The 19,857-nt window shown below is 57.5% G+C and carries 25 protein-coding genes; 8 read left to right on the forward strand and 17 right to left on the reverse strand.

Features of this window, described 5'->3' with window-relative positions:
* Positions 1 to 117: 117 nt before the first annotated feature.
* From accB to aat, 3 genes are read left to right on the forward strand one after another with little or no spacing between them, the layout of a single operon-like run.
* Positions 118 to 618: an acetyl-CoA carboxylase biotin carboxyl carrier protein gene (gene accB / locus BM069_RS15715; protein WP_093325134.1), complete on the forward strand. Its 501-nt coding sequence runs from the start codon at positions 118 to 120 to the stop codon at positions 616 to 618.
* Positions 619 to 627: 9 nt separating this feature from the next.
* Entirely contained in the window at positions 628 to 1,980 is a 1,353-nt protein-coding gene (gene accC, locus BM069_RS15720) for an acetyl-CoA carboxylase biotin carboxylase subunit (RefSeq protein WP_093325136.1), read from the forward strand.
* A gap of 19 nt (positions 1,981 to 1,999) precedes the next feature.
* Positions 2,000 to 2,620: a leucyl/phenylalanyl-tRNA--protein transferase gene (aat, locus tag BM069_RS15725; RefSeq protein WP_093325138.1), complete on the forward strand. Its 621-nt coding sequence runs from the start codon at positions 2,000 to 2,002 to the stop codon at positions 2,618 to 2,620.
* On the opposite strand, the gene BM069_RS15730 is transcribed toward aat, so the two are convergent.
* From BM069_RS15730 to BM069_RS15760, 7 genes are all read right to left on the reverse strand, one after another.
* Complete coding sequence (locus BM069_RS15730; protein WP_093325140.1) at positions 2,581 to 3,081, reverse strand: DUF2155 domain-containing protein; 501 nt, start codon at positions 3,079 to 3,081, stop codon at positions 2,581 to 2,583. The two genes, aat and BM069_RS15730, sit on opposite strands and share 40 nt — an antisense overlap.
* On the reverse strand, positions 3,081 to 3,527 hold the full coding sequence (mlaD, locus tag BM069_RS15735; RefSeq protein WP_093325142.1) for an outer membrane lipid asymmetry maintenance protein MlaD: 447 nt from the start codon (positions 3,525 to 3,527) through the stop codon (positions 3,081 to 3,083). The genes BM069_RS15730 and mlaD overlap by 1 nt, the downstream gene beginning before the upstream one ends.
* Before the next feature lie 4 nt (positions 3,528 to 3,531).
* Positions 3,532 to 3,918 (reverse strand): NADH:ubiquinone oxidoreductase subunit NDUFA12, encoded by a 387-nt coding sequence (locus tag BM069_RS15740; RefSeq protein WP_093325144.1) that lies wholly within the window; start codon positions 3,916 to 3,918, stop codon positions 3,532 to 3,534.
* A gap of 60 nt (positions 3,919 to 3,978) precedes the next feature.
* On the reverse strand, positions 3,979 to 4,818 hold the full coding sequence (locus tag BM069_RS15745; protein ID WP_093325274.1) for a DMT family transporter: 840 nt from the start codon (positions 4,816 to 4,818) through the stop codon (positions 3,979 to 3,981).
* A gap of 54 nt (positions 4,819 to 4,872) precedes the next feature.
* Positions 4,873 to 5,256 (reverse strand): RidA family protein, encoded by a 384-nt coding sequence (locus BM069_RS15750; RefSeq protein ID WP_093325145.1) that lies wholly within the window; start codon positions 5,254 to 5,256, stop codon positions 4,873 to 4,875.
* 183 nt (positions 5,257 to 5,439) lie between these two features.
* Positions 5,440 to 6,705 (reverse strand): ATP-dependent Clp protease ATP-binding subunit ClpX, encoded by a 1,266-nt coding sequence (clpX, locus tag BM069_RS15755; protein ID WP_093325147.1) that lies wholly within the window; start codon positions 6,703 to 6,705, stop codon positions 5,440 to 5,442.
* Between the two features lie 135 nt (positions 6,706 to 6,840).
* A complete protein-coding gene (locus tag BM069_RS15760) occupies positions 6,841 to 7,473 on the reverse strand; it encodes an ATP-dependent Clp protease proteolytic subunit (protein WP_093325148.1) in 633 nt (210 codons plus the stop codon).
* Positions 7,474 to 7,779: 306 nt separating this feature from the next.
* On the opposite strand from BM069_RS15760, the gene BM069_RS15765 reads away from it, so the two are divergent.
* Entirely contained in the window at positions 7,780 to 8,442 is a 663-nt protein-coding gene (locus BM069_RS15765; RefSeq protein ID WP_093325150.1) for a DNA-3-methyladenine glycosylase I, read from the forward strand.
* Here BM069_RS15765 and BM069_RS15770 read toward each other — a convergent pair.
* From BM069_RS15770 to BM069_RS15780, 3 genes are read right to left on the reverse strand one after another with little or no spacing between them, the layout of a single operon-like run.
* Positions 8,439 to 8,843, reverse strand: coding sequence for a c-type cytochrome (locus BM069_RS15770; protein WP_093325151.1), 405 nt, complete (start codon positions 8,841 to 8,843; stop codon positions 8,439 to 8,441). The two genes, BM069_RS15765 and BM069_RS15770, sit on opposite strands and share 4 nt — an antisense overlap.
* The gene (locus BM069_RS15775; RefSeq protein ID WP_093325153.1) at positions 8,840 to 9,235 is read right to left on the reverse strand and encodes a c-type cytochrome; all 396 of its coding nucleotides are present in this window, start codon (positions 9,233 to 9,235) and stop codon (positions 8,840 to 8,842) included. The genes BM069_RS15770 and BM069_RS15775 overlap by 4 nt, the downstream gene beginning before the upstream one ends.
* Positions 9,236 to 9,245: 10 nt before the next feature.
* Entirely contained in the window at positions 9,246 to 9,596 is a 351-nt protein-coding gene (locus BM069_RS15780; protein ID WP_093325154.1) for a c-type cytochrome, read from the reverse strand.
* A 132-nt stretch (positions 9,597 to 9,728) separates the two neighbouring features.
* Here BM069_RS15780 and BM069_RS15785 point away from each other — a divergent pair, with 132 nt between their 5' ends.
* Positions 9,729 to 10,139: a PaaI family thioesterase gene (locus BM069_RS15785; RefSeq protein ID WP_093325156.1), complete on the forward strand. Its 411-nt coding sequence runs from the start codon at positions 9,729 to 9,731 to the stop codon at positions 10,137 to 10,139.
* Here the strand turns inward: BM069_RS15785 and BM069_RS15790 are convergent.
* From BM069_RS15790 to BM069_RS15810, 5 genes are read right to left on the reverse strand one after another with little or no spacing between them, the layout of a single operon-like run.
* Positions 10,127 to 11,146, reverse strand: a complete 1,020-nt coding sequence (locus tag BM069_RS15790; protein WP_093325158.1) for a glutathione S-transferase C-terminal domain-containing protein — start codon at positions 11,144 to 11,146, stop codon at positions 10,127 to 10,129. The two genes, BM069_RS15785 and BM069_RS15790, sit on opposite strands and share 13 nt — an antisense overlap.
* A 60-nt stretch (positions 11,147 to 11,206) precedes the next feature.
* Positions 11,207 to 11,890 (reverse strand): ABC transporter ATP-binding protein, encoded by a 684-nt coding sequence (locus BM069_RS15795; RefSeq protein WP_093325159.1) that lies wholly within the window; start codon positions 11,888 to 11,890, stop codon positions 11,207 to 11,209.
* Entirely contained in the window at positions 11,883 to 13,172 is a 1,290-nt protein-coding gene (locus BM069_RS15800) for a lipoprotein-releasing ABC transporter permease subunit (RefSeq protein WP_093325161.1), read from the reverse strand. The genes BM069_RS15795 and BM069_RS15800 overlap by 8 nt, the downstream gene beginning before the upstream one ends.
* Positions 13,173 to 13,232: 60 nt before the next feature.
* Entirely contained in the window at positions 13,233 to 13,724 is a 492-nt protein-coding gene (locus BM069_RS15805) for a DUF2937 family protein (RefSeq protein ID WP_093325162.1), read from the reverse strand.
* 31 nt (positions 13,725 to 13,755) lie between these two features.
* Positions 13,756 to 14,124: a MerR family transcriptional regulator gene (locus BM069_RS15810; RefSeq protein ID WP_093325164.1), complete on the reverse strand. Its 369-nt coding sequence runs from the start codon at positions 14,122 to 14,124 to the stop codon at positions 13,756 to 13,758.
* Between the two features lie 78 nt (positions 14,125 to 14,202).
* Here BM069_RS15810 and BM069_RS15815 point away from each other — a divergent pair, with 78 nt between their 5' ends.
* Positions 14,203 to 14,604 carry a hypothetical protein gene (locus BM069_RS15815; RefSeq protein WP_139216223.1) on the forward strand — a complete coding sequence of 134 codons (402 nt, stop codon included), beginning with the start codon at positions 14,203 to 14,205 and terminating at the stop codon, positions 14,602 to 14,604.
* A 50-nt stretch (positions 14,605 to 14,654) separates the two neighbouring features.
* Here BM069_RS15815 and BM069_RS15820 read toward each other — a convergent pair whose 3' ends face one another.
* Positions 14,655 to 14,918, reverse strand: coding sequence for a hypothetical protein (locus BM069_RS15820; protein ID WP_093325167.1), 264 nt, complete (start codon positions 14,916 to 14,918; stop codon positions 14,655 to 14,657).
* Positions 14,919 to 15,074: 156 nt separating this feature from the next.
* Positions 15,075 to 16,427 carry a proline--tRNA ligase gene (gene proS / locus BM069_RS15825; protein WP_093325168.1) on the reverse strand — a complete coding sequence of 451 codons (1,353 nt, stop codon included), beginning with the start codon at positions 16,425 to 16,427 and terminating at the stop codon, positions 15,075 to 15,077.
* 190 nt (positions 16,428 to 16,617) lie between these two features.
* On the opposite strand from proS, the gene BM069_RS15830 reads away from it, so the two are divergent.
* Positions 16,618 to 18,624 carry an acyltransferase family protein gene (locus tag BM069_RS15830; RefSeq protein ID WP_170846764.1) on the forward strand — a complete coding sequence of 669 codons (2,007 nt, stop codon included), beginning with the start codon at positions 16,618 to 16,620 and terminating at the stop codon, positions 18,622 to 18,624.
* 141 nt (positions 18,625 to 18,765) lie between these two features.
* Complete coding sequence (locus BM069_RS15835) at positions 18,766 to 19,854, forward strand: AI-2E family transporter (protein ID WP_093325171.1); 1,089 nt, start codon at positions 18,766 to 18,768, stop codon at positions 19,852 to 19,854.
* The last annotated feature ends 3 nt before the right edge of the window (positions 19,855 to 19,857 follow it).

Here is a 19,857-nt window from a genome sequence, read left to right on the forward strand (position 1 = left end):
TCCCACCCGGCCTGTCGGTTCGGCTTTCCTAAGGGCAGCTTTTCACATATAAGCCCACTTTAGGGGAAACCAGAAAGACTCAACCGCGCTCCGCGCGCAGAGGATAGAAAACGGACAATGAGCAAGAAAAACCACGATTCCGACGTCGCTTTTATCCAGGCTCTGGCAGAGCTGCTTCGCGAAAACGATCTAACCGAACTCGAAGTCATGCGTGAATACGGCGAAGACGACAGCCTGAATGTGCGCGTCAGCCGCCAAACACAACTCGTCGCTGCGCCAGCCGCTATTGCCGCAGCTCCGGTTGCCGCCGCGCCTGTGGCCGCACCCACTGCAGCACCGGCAGAAGCCGCTGCACCCGCAGCAGAGGCAGACCCAGCCAGCCATCCAGGCGCCGTGACCTCTCCGATGGTCGGCACCGTTTATTTGCAGGCAGAACCCGGCGCACCAAGCTTTGTTTCCGCCGGTCAGTCGGTCTCCGAAGGCGACACGCTGCTGATCGTTGAAGCCATGAAAACCATGAACCACATCCCTGCGCCGAAATCGGGCACAGTGACGCGTATTCTGGTGGGCGATGGCGACACCGTGGAATACGGTGCGCCTCTGGTTATCATCGAATAAGGCGCAGATATGTTTGATAAAATCCTGATCGCAAACCGCGGAGAGATCGCCCTGCGCGTGATCCGCGCGGCCCGCGAAATGGGCATTGCTACGGTGGCGGTTCACTCCACCGCGGACGCAGACGCGATGCATGTGCGCATGGCGGATGAGGCGATCTGTATCGGCCCTGCCCCCGGCACTGACAGCTATCTGAACAAAGCCGCGATCATTGCCGCCTGCGAAGTCACCGGCGCGCAAGCGATTCATCCGGGCTATGGCTTTCTCAGCGAAAATGCCGAATTTGTGCAGATGGTCGAAGACCACGACCTGACTTTCATCGGCCCCACGGCCGAACACATCCGTGTCATGGGCGACAAGATCACCGCCAAAGACACGATGATCAATCTGGGCGTGCCCTGCGTGCCTGGATCCGTTGGGGGTGTGCCCGATCTTGAAGCCGCCAAAAAACTTGGCGAAGAGATGGGCTATCCGGTCATCATCAAAGCCACCGCCGGCGGAGGCGGACGCGGCATGAAAGTGGCCCAAACGGCTGCCGACATGGAAAGCGCCTTCATGACCGCACGGGCCGAGGGCAAAGCCGCTTTTGGCAACGATGAAGTCTACATCGAAAAGTACCTCACCACGCCCCGCCACATCGAAATTCAGGTGTTCGGCGACGGCAAAGGCAAGGCCGTGCATCTTGGCGAACGCGACTGCTCCTTGCAGCGCCGCCACCAAAAGGTCTTTGAAGAGGCCCCTGGCCCCTCAATCAGCCCCGAAGAGCGCGCCAAAATCGGTAAGGTCTGTGCAGATGCTGTGGCCAAGATCAACTACATCGGCGCCGGCACCATCGAGTTCCTCTATGAAAATGGCGAGTTCTATTTCATCGAAATGAACACCCGTCTTCAGGTGGAACACCCTGTGACCGAAGCCATCTTTGGCGTTGACCTCGTTCGGGAGCAAATCCGCGTGGCCGAGGGCCTGCCTATGTCTTTTGGTCAGGATGATCTGGAAATCAACGGCCACGCCATTGAGGTCCGGATCAACGCAGAGAAGCTGCCCAACTTTGCTCCACGTCCGGGCAAGGTCACAGCCTATCACGCACCTGGCGGGTTGGGAGTGCGCATGGATAGCGCTCTTTATGACGGCTACAACATTCCGCCCTACTACGACAGCTTGATCGGCAAGTTGATCGTACATGGTCGTGACCGTGCCGAGGCTCTGGCCCGCCTAGACCGGGCCTTGGGTGAGTTGATCATCGACGGTATCGACACCACAACTCCGCTCTTCCATGCCCTTCTAGCCGAAGACGACATCCACTCCGGTGATTACAACATCCACTGGTTGGAGAAATGGCTCGACGCCAATATGGCCGAGGGCTAACCAACAATGGGCGCGCATCATGGGTGATCTCACACCCGAATTGCTGATGCGCGCCTATTCCATGGGGGTTTTCCCCATGTCCGAGCACCGCGATGATCCCGACATCTTCTGGGTCGATCCGATCCGCCGCGGTATCTTCCCGCTCGACGCGTTTCACATTTCCCGCAGCCTTGCCAAAACCATCCGCCGTGCCGACTATTCAGTCTCACTAAATGCAGACTTCGAAGGCGTCCTAGGCGCCTGCGCCGCGCGAGAAGAAACATGGATAAACGGGGAAATTCACCGTCTTTACATGGCCCTACACGCCGAAGGCAAAGCGCATTCTCTTGAGGTTTGGCGCAATGAAGCTCTCATCGGAGGCGTCTACGGCGTGGTGCTTGGCGGTGCCTTTTTTGGCGAAAGCATGTTTTCTCGCGCGACCAATGGCTCCAAAATCGCGCTGGCGTTTTTGATCACCCATTTGCGTCGATCCGGCTTCACCTTGTTTGATACGCAATTTATCACGGACCACCTCGCCTCACTCGGCGCGATCGAAATTCCGCGTGCGGACTATCACAAACTGCTAACCTGGGCGATCCGGCAGAACACCGATATCACGGCTCAGTCGTTGCCTTCGCCCTCAGACGTGCTCTCGTCCTGAACCTGCGGAGCCACCTTGCAACGCAACAGCCAAACGTCATAGCGTGCGTGATCCAGCGCCATCAGCGCGGGCGACGATGCAATCATCCAACCCTGAAACAGCATTTCACCTTCGCCCCTTTCAGCCATGATCGTCAGATAGGCATAGGCCTCACCGGTCGCATTGTCCTCGGGGTGGCGGCACTGCGCCATATCCACCCGCAGCGGGCCCATAAACGTCGAATAGCCGTTGGCCAATTCGAAATCCACACGTTCGCCGGTCAGCTTGTCCAAACCCCGCAACATCGCGCCTTCGGCCACTGTCGCTGCAACCACTGACTCGCTGGACACATCGCCCAACACTTCGGGCGTGGGCGACAGGGTTTCAAATTCCAGTGGGGCGATCGGCAATGTTTCGATCACAATGTCCTGCGCGTTTGCGATCATAGGAAGCACAGCAAGAGTCAAGGCAAACCGACGCATCACTCGTCCCCGCCGCTTACGAATTTCAACAACAGCGACACGAGGCTCACCGAACTCTGCGTGTCTTCGATTTCCGCGCCAGGCTCAAAGTTGAACGGCGAACCGCCTGGCAGGATTTCCACAAAATTGCCGCCTAGCAGACCTTCAGAACTGATCACCACCGCGCTGTCGTCCGGCAGCTCAATGCCGCCGTTAACCGAAAACGCGGTCTCGGCCCGAAATGTCAGGGGATCCAATTGAATGTCCGTCACGGTGCCAATTTTGACCCCCGCCAACCGCACATCCGTGCCCACGCTCACACCCTCTATCGAGCGAAACGATGCCGTCAGCCCATAGCCCGCATCGCTGCGGCCGCCATCGGTGAACTGGCTGGCGTAAATCAAAAAACTGGCCGCTGCCGCCAACACCGCTGCGCCAACGAAAGCTTCTGTGCGAACCGCTGACATGGGCTTACTCGGGGCTCCATGCCTCATAGTCGCGCCGCTCTTCCGGCGCGCCTGCGGCACGGATCGACCCTGCGGGTGCATAGGCTGCGACGGAACCGGTCAGGTTCTCTTGATGCGGTTTTTCCCAGTCTTTGTGCGGCAATGTCTTTTCGGACGGGACATCCTTGAACGTGTGATGCAGCCAACCATGCCAATTCGCGTCGATTCGGCTCGCTTCCACTTCGCCGTTGAACATCACCCAGCGTTTGCTGTCGTCCGCATTGCGATAATAGACGTTACCGCTCGCATCCTCGCCCACTTTCACGCCTTTACGACGGGTGTACAGCATGGTGTTAAGGGTTCCCCCGTTCCACCAAGTCAGAACGCTGTTAATCGAGTTCAGAATGCCCATAGGTGCCTCCGCAAAGTCCTCTCTCCTAATGAACCATTTGGCGTCAAAGGTCTAGGGGGGCTAGGCCCGCTGCGCCGCCCTGCCGCGCATCAAAATAAACAGCCCCGAAAGCACAATCAGACCGCATCCGACCCATGTGGCGCCATCTATTGTCTCACCAAAAGCGAAAACACCCAAAGCCACACCAAACAATAGCCGTGAATAACGAAACGGTGTCACCGCCGAGACCTCGCCGATGCGCATGGCTTTCATGAGGGCCGTATAGGCAAAAACACCAACACCAATGGCCGAGATTAGCGCCAGCCCGCTTGGACCTTCCGGCCAAACAAAGGCCCGCTGTTCGTACACTGCATACATCCCACCCGCAGCGATCACGGTAAGAAAGCCATAAAGCCCCAACAAGATTGTGCTCAGCCCCGCCGGTGCGGCCCGGCTTGCCAGGTCCCGACCGGCAAAGCCCAACATGCCCGCCACCGCCAACAGCGACAATGCCGAGAAACTCTCTCCGCCAGGCCGGATGATCACAACAACCCCGGCGAGCCCAATTCCAATCGCCAACCAGCGCCGCCAGCCCACAGATTCGCCAAAAACCACTGCCGCCGTACCGACCACCACCAAAGGCGTCGCCTGCAAGATCACCGTAGCTGACGACAAAGGCGTCAGAGCCAGCGCCAGAAAGTAAAAGAGCCGCCCGAAAACTTCAAACAGCACCCGCAGACGCACCGCAGGCGCCCGCGCTTCTGTGGGAAAAAGCGCCAGCCCCTGCGCCTTGGCCAACGCCGCAAAGAGCAACGCCCCACCGCCGCCAAAGATCACCAAAATCTGGCTCATCGGCACACCCTGCGCGGCGGCCTTGATCAAGGCATCCTCAACGGCAAACAACGCCATTGAGGCCACCATCCAAAGGCTGCCCAGCAGGTTCGCGCGCGTGTCTGTGGCGATGTGGCTGACCACTTACTTGGACACCCGTGCCGTGACCTCAATCTCGATCTTCATCGCAGCTTCCATCAGGTCCGCAATGATCATCGTTGCCGCTGGTTTCGCCGTGGCAAACACCTCACTCGTCACCGGCCAACATTTCTCAAAATCGCTTCCATCCGGCAGAATGTAGTTCACCCGCACCACGTCATCGAGGCTGCTCCCCGCATCCGAAAGCGCTTTGCCAATGGTGGCCAGAGTATTGCGGCACTGATCGACAACATCTTCCGGCAACTCCATAGTCTCATAGTCGTAACCCGTTGTTCCGGAGACAAAAACCCAACCATCCGCCACCACAGCGCGGCTATATCCGATCTTTTCTTCAAACGGCGATCCGGTGGAAATGTGACGCACAGACATCGGGGCTCCCTTCTCAAGTTGTCCTCGCGCACCCTTCCGCGCAACGCCAAAAAGGTCAACGCCCCAACCTTCCTTTTGCCCAAAATACCTTGGGGTGAGCCGCGCAGCGGCGAGGGGCAAAGCCCCTGAAACGAAAAAGGCGCCCCACAGGGACGCCCTTTCAAATCTCAATCGCGACCGAAATCACCCCGCCTCAGCTGGCTCCTTGTCCGCATCACCATGGATCATCAACGGCGCCGCCGAGCTGGTCACGGCCTCTTCGTTCACCACAACCTCGGTCACGCTGTCCATGCCCGGAAGCTCAAACATCGTGTCCAGCAGGATGTCTTCCAAAATAGACCGCAGACCACGCGCACCGGTCTTACGCTCAATCGCCCGCTTGGCAATCGCGCTCAGCGCGTCGTCGGTAAAGGTCAGCTGCGCGTCCTCAAGTTCGAACAGACGCCGATACTGTTTTACCAGAGCGTTCTTCGGCGCAGTCAGGATGGTGACCAGCGCGTCCTCATCCAAATCTTCCAGCGTTGCCAGAACCGGCAGTCGGCCGACAAATTCAGGGATCAAACCGAATTTCAACAGATCTTCCGGCTCCAGGTCCTGGAAAATCTCGCCAACGCCCCGCTCGTCGTTATCACGTACATCCGCGCCAAAGCCCATCGCCGAGCCCTTGCCACGCTGCGCGATGATACGGTCCAGACCTGCAAAGGCCCCGCCGCAAATGAACAGGATATTGGTGGTGTCCACCTGCAGGAATTCCTGCTGCGGATGCTTGCGCCCACCTTGTGGTGGCACGGAGGCAACGGTGCCTTCCATCAGCTTCAACAGCGCCTGCTGCACGCCTTCGCCCGACACGTCACGGGTGATTGACGGGTTCTCGGACTTGCGGGTGATCTTGTCGACCTCGTCGATATAAACGATGCCGCGCTGCGCGCGTTCCACGTTGTATTCCGACGCCTGCAAAAGCTTGAGAATGATGTTCTCAACATCCTCGCCCACATATCCGGCTTCGGTCAGCGTAGTTGCATCCGCCATGGTGAACGGCACATCCAAGATTCGCGCCAGCGTCTGCGCCAGCAGCGTCTTGCCGCAGCCCGTTGGGCCGATCAGCAGAATGTTGGATTTTGCCAGTTCAATATCGCCGGATTTGGCTGCGTGGTTCAGACGTTTATAGTGGTTGTGTACCGCAACCGACAGAACCCGCTTGGCCATAGCTTGACCGATCACATAATCGTCAAGCACATCGCAAATCTCGCGCGGAGCCGGAACCCCTTCAGAAGACTTCAGTCCGCTCGCTTTGGTCTCTTCGCGGATGATATCCATGCAAAGCTCGACACATTCATCACAAATGAACACCGTCGGCCCCGCAATCAGCTTGCGCACCTCGTGCTGGCTCTTGCCGCAAAAGCTGCAATAAAGCGTATTCTTGCTGTCGGAGCCGGACGTATTCGACATGTCTTCCCTTTCAGGCCTGCTACCTGTCCCACCAATGGGACAACCCGCGTTTCCATAAGCTTAAGTCAGCCACGAAACGGGTACAATGCGAAAGTGCCCGTCAAGGTTTACGACGCAACGGGCACTTTCAAAATCTTAGCTTTCTTCGTCGTCACCCTTGGCGCGGTTCTCGACGATTTCATCAATCAGACCCCAGTCTTTAGCCTCTTCGGGGCTCATAAAGTTGTCGCGCTCAAGGCCCTGTTCCACCTCTTCATAGGTGCGGCCGGTGTGCTTGACGTAGATCTCGTTGAGGCGCTTCTTCAGCTTCAGCGTCTCTTCAGCGTGGATCATGATATCCGTCGCCTGACCCTGATACCCACCGGACGGCTGGTGCACCATCACGCGGGAGTTCGGCAAAGAGAAACGCATGCCAGCTTCGCCGGCAGTCAACAGCAGCGAGCCCATCGAGGCCGCCTGACCAATTACCAGCGTGCTCACCTTCGGCTTGATGTACTGCATGGTGTCATAGATCGACAGACCGGAGGTCACAACGCCACCAGGGCTGTTGATGTACATGCTGATTTCTTTGGACGGGTTTTCCGCCTCAAGGTGCAAAAGCTGCGCCACGATCAGGGATGACATGCCGTCATGTACCGGACCGTTGAGGAAAATGATGCGCTCTTTCAGGAGGCGCGAGAAAATGTCGTAAGCGCGTTCGCCACGGCTGGTCTGTTCCACCACCATGGGCACGAGGGTGTTCATATAGGTCTCAAACGGATCGTTCATAATCGCCTGCCTGTTGTCGCTTTGGTTGCAGCTATCCGGTTCCGCGCACGAAACCTCTCCCCCAGAGTCTTAGTGGTGGGTACTGGGGGCTGCAAGGCCACCTAAGAGTTTTTACGTTAAGGCCGGGTAAACCATGCGAGAGCACGTGCGGGTATCCAACCTGATCGGGCTTGGATGTGGCATTTGTGCGCCACATCGATATTTGACGCGGCAACCGAAGCCCTCCTGTTCCACCCTGTCACAAGAATTGACCTTTAGCTTACAAACTCCGCATGCCAATCTGCGCATGACTTTAAGGAGATCTTCATGCGCACCTTCGACGACCTCTTCGCCATCTCCGCCGAGCGCAAAGGCGGCCCTAACGCGCTCGAAGCCATGCTCGACAAACCCAAAACGGCAGAACAACTCGCGCAAATCCCCGAGGACCGCTGGCTCGCGCAATTCACCAAGGGCGTCTTTCAGGCCGGCTTCAACTGGAAGGTCATCGAAAACAAATGGGACGGGTTCGAAGCCGCCTTTCACGGTTTTGATGTCGACCGCTGCGCTTTCATGCATGACGAGGACATGGACAGCCTAATGTCCAACAAGGACATCGTGCGAAATGGCCCGAAAATCCGCACGGTGATGGACAACGCCCACTTCCTGCAAAGCCTGCGCGAGAGTGGCGGCGCGGGCGTCGTGCTCGGCGGCTGGGCCAGCACCGATTACGTGAACCAACTGGAGTTCATGAAAAAAGGCGGCTCCCGCATTGGCGGCGCCACCGGTCAGTATTCCCTACGGTTCCTTGGCAAAGACAGCTTCATCCTGTCCCGCGACGTGGTCGCCCGCTTGATCGCTGAGGGTGTGATCGACAAACAGCCGACCTCCAAGGGCGCGATGAAAAAAGTCCAAGCGGCCTTCAACACCTGGATGGATCAATCCGGCCGATCACTGACCGAAATCAGCCGCGTCCTTGCCATGAGCGTCTAGCGCTGGATGCTCGCCAGATAAGCCAACAGCGCCGCCAAAGGCCGCGGCGTCGGCGTAAACACCCCGTCACCGGTTTCTACCGGCACCAAATCGCCTTCCAAGAGCGCCCCGAATTCCGGCATTTCTGCCCCCTCGACCGGCCCTCTCTGGTACCCATCGATCTGGCTTAGAACCGCCGCAACAGGAAAAGCCCCTCCTGCATTTCTGGAAATCACCGTCAAATCCGTTGGTTTCGGTCGCATCCCCTTGGCAAGCACCCCGTCACCGCGCCCACTCGCTCCATGACATTGCGCGCAGTTTTCAACAAACAGGGCTTCGCCTTCCGGCGCCTCCGGCATTTCCGGCTCGGCACAGGCCGCCGCCACTGTGCACAACGCAGTCACTGTGATCCAACGTTTCATTGCTGCACCCGCTTCAAAAATGCGACCAGATCTGACACCGGCTTTGATGTCATGATCGGCTGCCCGGACGCTGTTTTCATCGTCACATCCATCCCTTCGAAAAAATCGCCGTAAACTGGCATCGGACTGCCATGGCTTACCAAAGGATCGCGCCCGTCAATGCGCTTGATCACCCTCACCAGCGGGAATTCTCCGCCGTTGCCAATTGTCAATTTCCGCAAATCCCCTGGTTTGACCAGCATTGCCCCCGCCATCGGCCCGTTTCCATCCACATCGATTCCATGACAGGTCGCGCAATGATCCAGATAAATCGCGGCCCCCTCTTCGATGTCCTCCGCAAAACAACCTCCGGCCAGCGTCATGGCCACCAGCGCTCCTGCAAACCTCCTCATGCCGTCCTCCTCACTTCTGTAAGCTCTCGATATAGTCGACCAGCGGCTCGATCCGGAACGCCTTGCCCTCCAGCGTCACAGCAAACTCCGGCATAGCGCCGCTGAAATGATCCCCCCGCCCGTGACCTTCGATAATGTTCGTCACATAAAGCGTGGGAAACTCTCCACCATTGTTGCGCGTCAGCACGGTCAGGTCCGGCGGTACGCTCAAAAACTTATCCGCAAACGGTCCATCCCCCAGCCCGCCTGTCCCGTGGCAGACCGCGCAATTCTCGTCGAAAACCGTCTTGCCCGTCGGAAACCCTGCTCCGCAAGCCACTACAAGCGCCGGCAAACAAAGCCAGCCCGCTGTCCGCCACATGCGCGTCGTCCTCCCTGTATCTCCAAAGCAAACATGCCACCCAAATGACACCGGTGCCTTGATCCGGATCATATCGCGTGACATCGCAGAGGGGTGTCGGCACTCTTGAGGCGAAACTACCGGAGACACGCCATGCCCCTGACACCCACCGACGCCCAAGCCTTTCTGCCCAAGGGGTTTGCACCTTGGGTGCGCGCGCTAGACCTGACAATCTCGGAAATCTCAGCCACCGGCGCGTCACTGACCATGCCGATCACTGACGACATTGCGCGTATGGGCGGGATTGTCTCAGGACAGGCTCTCGCTGCCTTGGCGGACACTGCGATGGTTTTTGCGTGCTTCGGTCACATGGACGGGTTTCACCCCGTCGCAACAACAAATTTGGATACGCAATTCCTGCGTCCGGGAACCGGTGATCTGATCCGTTGTGATGCGGAAATCGTGCGGGCAGGCAAGGCGCTGATTTTTGCGCGTGCTACCTTGACGGCTCTGCCTTCGGACAAGCCGGTGGCCACGGCTACGGCGACATTTTACGTTCCCTGAGCCGCCAGATTTGGGTGCAAATACGCCTCGGGATAAGGCATCGGATGAAGTGGCCCTAAAGGCACAACACCGTTCCACGACCGTCCGAAGTATCCCTGCCGGCAATGGAGGAGCGATCCGGCTGACGACACGCCGTCGAGCGCATAGACGCGGCACAGCCAACGCCATAAAAACGGATAATCCAAAACCCGCGCGCCATTGAGCTTCATCCGCACGGCGTAAACCGGATCATGCCGATAAAGGGTCGGGAACAGACGCAAATCAGCCTCCGTGAACTGCACTCCGGTCAAGAACGGCCGCCCGTCCGAAAGCAACGTCTCCAAGACATCAAATGTTTCGAAATAGGCTTCGAATGCTCTGGCATAGACCGCCTGATCAGCGGAAAAACCCGCCTTATACGCGCCGTTGTTGATCGCCACGTAGATCCGCTCATTCAGCGACTCGATCTCGGATTCCACCTCTCGTGGCACCAAATTCACCTCGGCCGCAGAAGCGCTCCCCAAGGCCGTCGCATGGCGATTCAGCATGCGCAATATCTCGGCACTTTCGTTGTTCACGATCCGGCCCGCAATCTTGTCATACAGGATCGGCACGGATTGTTCGTCAGAGCCTTCGCGGCGATAAATATCTTTGGCAAGCCGCAGGGAAAACCCCGTGCCGGTGTCTTCTGTACACTCCGGCAACGGCGCTCCGGTCAAGGACGCACGCCGCTGCGGATTGAACTCCCACAGATTGGGCCCAGCCGGATCTTCCTCACCGGTGCGGTTGGGAAAGGCCACGTCCATCGAAATGCTGTGCTGCAAACCGAGAACCGCTCGCGTCAGCGTCACCCGATGGCACCACGGACAATTCAACGCCACAAACAAATGATACCGCCCGGGTTCGGGCGGAAAATCAGGATCACCGATCGCATGGCGGAACCCGCTCAGCCCGCGCACAAACTCACCTTTGGCCCGCCGCGCTGCCGCCTGCGTCTGATCTTCCTGAACTGATTTGTCTCGGGTCATGCCTCAAGGTTTTCACGTCGTCCCACCCAACGCAATCCTCGCGGACCGCAGGGTCTCTGTTCAGCCCTGCACCAAAACTCCGTCTTCAAGACGCACCACGCGGTCCATCCGCGCCGCCAATTCCATGTTATGGGTCGCCACCAACGCCGACAGACCGGTGCCGCGCACCAGTTCCATCAAGGCATCAAACACCTGATCAGACGTCGCAGGGTCAAGGTTCCCCGTCGGCTCATCCGCCAACATCACCCGCGGGGCATTTGCCAGAGCCCGACAAAATGCCACCCGTTGCTGCTCACCGCCCGACAAGGCCGCAGGACGATGATCAGCCCGATGATCCACACCTACCCGTGCCAGCAATTCCAATCCCCGCGCCTCCGCAGCCGCTTTGCCGACCCCATTGGCCATCTGAGGCAACGCAATGTTTTCCAGCGCGGTAAATTCCGGCAGCAGATGGTGAAACTGATATACAAACCCTACGTCATTGCGCCGCGCATTCGTGCGCCGCCGATCCGACCGCCCACTCAACACATCGCCGCCAATCGCAACCTCTCCCGCGTCTGGCGCGTCCAGAAGTCCGGCAATATGCAACAGGGTTGATTTGCCTGCGCCTGAAGGTGCCACAAGGGCCACCATCTCACCTTTGGACAGGCTTAGGTCCACCCCGCGCAGCACATGCACTTCGTTGGCCAGGCCCTTGTTATAAAACTTCTCCACGCCATTCAGACGCATCACCACCTCATTCATAGCGCAATGCCTCCACCGGATTCATCCGCGCTGCCCGCCGCGCTGGAAAAATCGTCACCACAAATGACAGTCCCAAGGACAATGCCATCGCGCTGATCACATCTCCGGCCTCAAGCTTTGCCGGCAAATTATAGATTCCGCGGATCGATGGATCCCAAACGCCCCCGCCCATCATCACATTCACAAAAGAAAAAATCGGATCGATGTAGATGGCAAAGAGGCAGCCGAATACGACCCCCAAAAGAGTGCCCAGCGTCCCCGTAAAGGCACCGCAGATAAAGAACACCCGCAAAACCGAGCCTTCCGTAAGCCCGACAGTGCGCAAAATCCCGATGTCCCGCCCCTTGTTTTTGACCAGCATGATTAACCCCGAAACGATGTTCATCGCCGCAATGAGAACAAGAATGGACAGGATGATGAACATCACATTGTCCTCAACTTCCAGCGCGCGCAAAAAACCGCCCGAGGCATCTTTCCACGTCCACACCAGCGCCCGATCCCCGCCGGCCTTCATCAACGGCACAAGCATTTTCTCCACGTCTTCAGGCGCGGTGATCATCACCTCGATCTCGTCCGCCACCCCTTCGCGGTTAAAAAAGCGCTGCGCCTCATCAAACGGCAGATAGACCCGTGTGCGATCAATGTCATAGCGTCCGGCGCTGAAGATATAGACCACTTCATAGGCGTTGATACGCGGCGACGTGCCAAAAGCTGTTTTCACGCCATTCGGAGAGATGATCTTGATCTTGTCGCCAACCATCACGCCCAGCTCACGCGCCACGCCCGAGCCGACTGCGATGCCTTCATCAAACCGTGCGATATCGCCCTGCCCTGTGGCCGGATCGGCAATGCGCGGCAACTCTGCAAGGTTCTCGGCCCGAATGCCAAAAACCTCAACGCCTGCGTTGCGGTCGCGCATGTTGGCCATGACCTGCCCCTTGACCAAAGGTGCCGCCCGCGTGACGCCCTCCACCCCACGTAAGTTTTCTGCCATCGTTTCAAAATCGTGGATGCTGCGATCGATGCGACCGGTCACTTCGTTGACTTCGCCGGTCTGGTAAACCGTCACATGCGCATTCGCGCCCAAAATGGTATCGACAAACTCGGCCCGAAATCCGGCACGTACAGCCAGTGTTGCAATCAATGCGAACACCGCAAGCGTGATGCCGATCAAGCTGATCCAGGTCATCGTGCTGACCCCGCCTTCGGCTTTGCGCGCGCGCAAATACCGCCATGCGATCATCCATTCAAACCGTGAAAACGGCGCTGTTGTGCCTGCCATGACTGCTCCGGCTTTGTGTTTTCTCAGCTATACACGGGCATTGCCCAAAGGCCAATCGCCTCACACGCGCCGCTGCCGTCGAAAGGGCCAAGCCATAAGCGCCAGAATTGCCGCGACAAGCCCGTATCCGCCGAGATACCCCGCACCGGCCGACACAGCGCCCGACACCGTCAGGGGCACAGCCGGCTTGAAATCAGCCCACGTGCCCTGCGCCGTTTCCAGATCTGCCATCCGGTGCGGCATCAACATCCTCTGCATTTCATCCGCGGCCTGAAGCGCGGCAAAATCGGCGCTTAACCGTGCGTGTCGCGCGAACGCGCGTTGCATGTCCGACTGCCGTGCCTCCAGAAAATCCGAACCCTGCATTTGCGCCAACGCTTCCCCCTGCGTCAGGCCGGCATTCAACGCCGAGGCGTCAAAATCCTCCACCACCAACGATAACGCATCAAGCTGCCCCGCCATGCGCTGCACGTATTGCTGTGAATATTCCGGGTATTGCGACAGCGCCGCCGCTCCGGCCAGCCCGCCAGCCATGGTCAATATCCGCAACATGCCTGCCTCAGTTTTTGTTTGTGCCAACCTATCACCGAAGGCCGGCCGCGTCACCCAAACCCAAAGGACAGGCCTCCGCCAACCGCGTCGCCACAACAGACCGCAACTCGCCCAGCGCTGCCATTCGCGCGTCAATCTCCTCCAGTTTCTCACGCAACACGGCTTCTATCTCGCCTTGCGACATGCCTCCCCCCAGCCCGCGCAACAGCCCACCGATTTCCGCCAGTGAAAACCCAAGCCCCTGCGCCTGCCGGATCAGCCCCACAAGCGTCACCATCCCCTCCGGATAATCGCGATACCCGTTCTGATGCCGATCCGCCGCAATCAACCCTTCGCGTTCGTAAAACCGAAGAGCGTCGCGGCTCACTCCGGTCTTTTCGGCCAATTCTCCGATCCGCACGACAAATCTCCTTGACCCTAGACCTAACTCCAAGGTTTACACATTCCCGCATCCATAACAACGCAAAGGATGCGCACCATGTCCCCCACCACTTTCCATCACCTGTTCCGTGTGTCGGCCTACTATGACCTTCTGGTCACATGGCCCTACGCCACGCCGCTCACGCTGGCGCTTTTCTGGTCCATGCTCAACGGAGCGCACGCGACCCTTGGCCTGTCGCCCCTGCCTGACCTCAACGCCTACGCCATCCTCTTTGGCAATTTCTTTGGTACGGTGGTTTTGATCTGGTCCGTGGTCCGCCTGCGTCTGAACGATGTTCGGCTCGCCCGCTACGATGCGGCGGGCCGCTGGGCCTTTTCGATTTGGATGCTCAACGCTCTCCTGAACGGAGCCAGCCCTATTCTCTGGGGCTTTTTGATCATCGAATTGACCTTCGCCATTCTTCAATCCCTGCCCCTGCGCCAGCCCCAAACAATCTAAAACAAAAAACCCCGGCACAGGCCGGGGTTTTCACAGGCATTCAGCGGGCCTCACTCCATCGAGTGAGGCTCCCACCCCCATGATTCACCGTCTTCCAGAACCACGCATTTTAATAGCTGCTTCTGGGTAGCTGTTGGACTTTCACGTCGGAACGGAACATCCACGGTGATCACCGCCGCCGGAGAATAGGCCAACCCCGCATAGTAACAAGCCGCCCCCGCAGGCGCAGCAGGCGCCAAAATCACGGATTGCGACGTCTGCGCCATCGCCCCCGTCGCACAAATCAACCCAAATATCCCTGTCAAAAACCGCATTTGCTACCTCCAGCACAATCAAATCCCTGACAAACATTGGGACATGCCGAGTGCATCAAGCAAGCCTGAATTTCAAAAGAGCCAAAAACCAAAAAACCCCGCGCATAGCGCGAGGTTTTCCGATTTTCCCAGCATGCCCACAGGGCACACCGTTTTTTACAGCCCGCTCACGCGATGATCGGCATAAATCTCGATCAGCTTGGCGACGGCAGCTTCCGGCGCCATCTCCTCACTTTCGCCAGTCCGACGCGAGGTCAGCTCGACAACGCCATTCTTCAGCCCACGCGGACCCACTGTGATACGCCACGGCAAACCGATCAGGTCCATTGTCGCGAACTTACCGCCGGCCCGCTCTTTGCGGTCATCATATAGGGGCTCAAGCCCCGCAGCAATCAACGCCTTCTCAAGCGCTTCACACGCGGCATCTGCCTCGGCATCGCCCTGCTTGAGGTTCACGATACCGGCGTGGAACGGCGTCACGCCCTCAGGCCAGATGATGCCATTCTCATCATGGCTCGCCTCAATAATAGCGCCCAGCAGACGGCTCACGCCAATCCCGTGGCTGCCCATATGCACAGGCACTTTCTTGCCATCGGCGTCCTGCACGGTCGCACCCATTGCGTCGGAATACTTGGTGCCGAAGTAGAAGATCTGCCCCACTTCAATGCCGCGCGCCGTACGACGACGCTCTTCCGGCACCTCGTTAAACACCGCCTCGTCATGCGTCTCATCGGTGCGTGCATATTTGGTGGTGAACTCTTCCATGATCGCCTGACACTGATCAACACTGTCATAGTCAATCTCGCGATCCCCAAAGGTCAAGTCCGTCACTGCGCTGTCATAGAACACTTCGCTCTCGCCGGTCTCGGCCAGCACGAGGAATTCATGCGTGTCGTCCCCGCCAATCGGGCCACTGTCCGCCCGCATCGGGATCGCCTGCAGACCCATGCGTTCATAGGTGCGCAGATAGCTCACCAGATGGCGGTTATAGGCGTGCAGCGCATCCTCTTTGCTCAGATCGAAGTTATAGCCGTCTTTCATATAGAACTCGCGCCCACGCATCACACCAAAGCGGGGACGGATCTCGTCGCGGAACTTCCACTGGATCTGATACATTGTCAGCGGCAAATCTTTGTAAGAGCTCACATTGCTGCGGAAAATATCGGTGATCAGCTCCTCCGCGGTCGGCGTATAAAGCATGTCACGATCGTGGCGGTCGGTGATGCGCAGCATCTCTTCGCCATAGGCGTCATAACGGCCGCTTTCGCGCCACAGGTCGGCGCTCTGCAAGGTCGGCATCTGCATCGGGATGTGACCCGCACGGATCTGCTCCTCATGCACAATATTCTCAATCTTGCGCAGCACTTTAAAGCCCAACGGCAACCATGAATAAATGCCGGCGGCAGACTGTTTGATCATGCCCGCCCGCAACATCAGGCGGTGGCTCACAATCTGCGCCTCGGCGGGCGTTTCTTTCAACACAGGCAGGAAATAGCGGCTCAGGCGCATCGGCAAACTCTCTCGGATAATGGCACTCTCTCGAGCGCACAGTCATGTTGCCCCTTCGCTAGCCCAAAGGCAGGCGGCTGGCAAGCCAACAGCGCCTTTGGCCCTCCGGCCGCTCGCAACAGATCATTGTGTTAAAGGCTCCACATGCTAAACACCGCCAACCTTTAAAGTTCAATTCCGGATGGACCGCATGAACTACAGAAACGACATTGACGGCCTACGAGCTGTCGCCATTCTCGGAGTGGTTTTGTACCATGCCGGTCTAAAAAAGATGTCGGGCGGATACGCTGGCGTCGACGTTTTTTTTGTAATCTCCGGTTTCCTGATCGGGGGACGCATTTTTCTCGATCTGGAAAAAGATCGATTTTCATTTAAAGACTTCTACTTCCGGCGAGTCCGCAGAATTCTACCTGCGTTGGTGGCCATGGTTCTGGTAACAATGATTGTCGGTTGGGTTACTCTCATTCCACATGACTACCGGTATTTGGGGGGCGGTGCCGTTACCGCACTGCTTTCCTTGTCAAATATCTGGTTCCTCAACCGCATCGATTACTTCAATCCGGACGCAACTTTGGACCCGTTGATCCACACGTGGTCACTCGGCATTGAAGAACAATTCTATGCGATAATTCCATTGCTTCTCTTCTTGCTCTGGCGAGTGAGCAAGAAAGCCGTGCTTCCAGCCCTTCTACTAATAACACTTGCCAGTTTCGCAACAGCCTTGGCAACAGCGCAAGAATACCGACTCGAAGCTTTCTATTTGCTCCACACACGAGCCTGGGAACTACTGATTGGCGTTCTTGTGGCTTGGAGTGTTCGGAACAGACCCTTGGCGTCCCCCTGGCATACTCCCACTTACATTGCCGGTCTCATTCTGATCGTATTCGGTCTTTGGAGTGTTCCTCCGAATGTGCCGTGGCCTGGCGTTTGGACCTTACCTGCGGTCTGCGGCGCAGCCATGGTGCTTTTTGCTCCGCAAGCCGCATCACCTGTAACCGCCATTTTGGCCAATCCGCTCATGCGGTTTGTGGGCCTCATTTCTTATTCGCTCTATCTCTGGCACCAACCCATTTTTGGCATTCTGAAAAAAGCTTACCTATGGCCTCAAACCATAGCTGGGTTGCTGTTGGTCTGCGCTGCTTTGATTGTGACCGCGACCCTTAGCTGGCGCTTTATCGAGCAACCCTTTCGGACAGGAGCAGGTTGGAATCGGCCCCAAAAGGCGACCTTTTGGGCTGCTGTCGCGGGAATTTGGATCATTGCGATCGGTGGAGGTATCACCGAAGGATATCCCAAGAGGATGCCGACTGAGGTCAGCGAAACATTGGCTGTACGCGAGAGCTATAGCCCAACATACCGCCGCTGCCTGCTTGTGCGGAACAAAGTAGCTGCTTATGACTTCAATGATGCATGCACGTTCGGCGACCTGAGCCAGGAGCCAACAGTGGCACTGCTTGGTGATAGTCACGCAGGCCGAATTGCTCAGCCTCTTGGCGATGCTTTGAAAAAACATGGCAAAGCAATGGTTGAGTTGACGCTGTCGAGCTGCCTACCTGTGGCTGGATTGATCAACGACGGACAAAGCCGCGCGACGCAATGCCCCGCATTCAATGCCCGTGTATTGGAGTATCTGAGTGAAAAACCTGAAATCACTCAGGTTATTCTTTATGCCAATTGGGTGAGCTACGCGTTCGAGACCTTCGGCCCAAATATGTTTGGGATTGACCCGAGTAGCACGACAATACCCAGTTTTCCCGTAAATGGCCCGAAGCCCGCAAGCTCCGAGGGACGAGAGGCCGCATTTATTTCGGCTCTGGCAACCCAACTCAAAACTATTAGCCAGCATAGTAACGTACTTTTGGTGGTTTCCACCGGCAACCTTCAAGTCGATCTGCCACGCTATATCGCCAATCGACAATGGTGGAATACGCAAACCACTCGAAATTTCACGTATCCGAGATCCATAGAAAGGGTGCGTGGTGACGCTTTGCGCGCAATTTTTGAGAGTGCGATCCGCGAAGCCGGTCCACTCAAGTACGAGGTGTCGTTGTTTGACCTCAACAATCTCTTCTGCACTGAAGACGCCTGCGATCTGGTAAGGGATGGTACGCTTTTGCACAGCGACACAAACCACTTGTCGTTGCCGGCGACCAAAATCTTAGCCGCGCCGATGGCCCGCGCTCTTTCAGTAGATTAATCTCGGCAACCGTAGGCAGCCTGTGCTGCCTACGGTTGCCGAGCATGTCTTCAAATAGCGAGCTTCACTTTCACAGACCTTGCAACCCCACGCCCTATCCGCCATCTCTTGTCCGATAACGCGAGCAACAGTGGGATTATTATGGCGCTTTCTCCGCAGAAACAGACCCAAGTCTGGGGTGTATTCACGATCCTGGCTGCAGCTATTCTTTATGCCTTGGGCGATGTTCTGCTGCCTTTTGTGCTCGGCGGTGCAATTGCCTATTTTCTTGATCCGGTTGCCGACCGGCTTGAAGAGGCCGGACTGTCGCGCGCATTGGCAACAACCGTAATCACAATCTGCTCGCTTCTGGTCTTTGTGATCATGTTGTTGGCGGTGGTTCCGACCCTCGTGGCTCAGGCAATCTCGCTTGTCGACACCCTGCCGCAACTCGTTCGTGATCTTCAAACTTTTGTTAACACCAGATTTCCAAGCCTGATGCAGCCCGATGGCGTGGTTCACGAGGCCCTCCGGTCTGCGGGGGAATTTCTGCAAAACAAAGGGCCGGAAATCTTTCAGGGCGCGTTAAACTCGGCCTCTTCCCTGCTCAATGTGGTCATGCTTCTGGTGATTGTGCCTGTCGTCGCCTTCTACTTGCTTCTTGATTGGGACCGCATGGTCGCGGAAGTCGACAGCCTGCTGCCGCGCGATCATGCGCCGACTGTCCGCATACTGGCCAAGCAAGTGGACAACACACTGGCGTCTTTCGTGCGTGGCATGGGCACTGTCTGCCTGATCCTTGGCACCTACTATGCGGTGGCCCTCATGCTCGTGGGTCTGCAATTCGGCCTCGTCGTTGGCTTTGTCGCGGGCCTTGTGACCTTCATCCCCTACCTGGGCGCGCTCATTGGCGGAGCGCTCGCAATCGGCCTAGCGCTGTTTCAGTTCTGGGGCGACTGGCTCTCGATTGGCCTTGTTGCCGCGATTTTCGCCATCGGCCAGATGATCGAGGGCAATGTACTGACCCCCAAGCTCGTCGGTAAATCGGTCGGCCTGCACCCTGTGTGGCTTTTGCTTGCGCTCTCGATTTTTGGCGCTTTGTTCGGCTTTATCGGCATGCTAGTTGCCGTGCCCGTTGCCGCCGCCATCGGTGTGCTTGCGCGCTTCATGGCCACGCAATACACCACCTCCAAGCTCTACCTCGGCCATTCAGAAAACGAGTCGGAGCGACAAGAGGCGGAAAACGACTGATTC

This window comes from Shimia haliotis (genome assembly GCF_900114415.1).
In the GTDB taxonomy this organism is placed as follows: Bacteria; Pseudomonadota; Alphaproteobacteria; order Rhodobacterales; family Rhodobacteraceae; genus Shimia; species Shimia haliotis.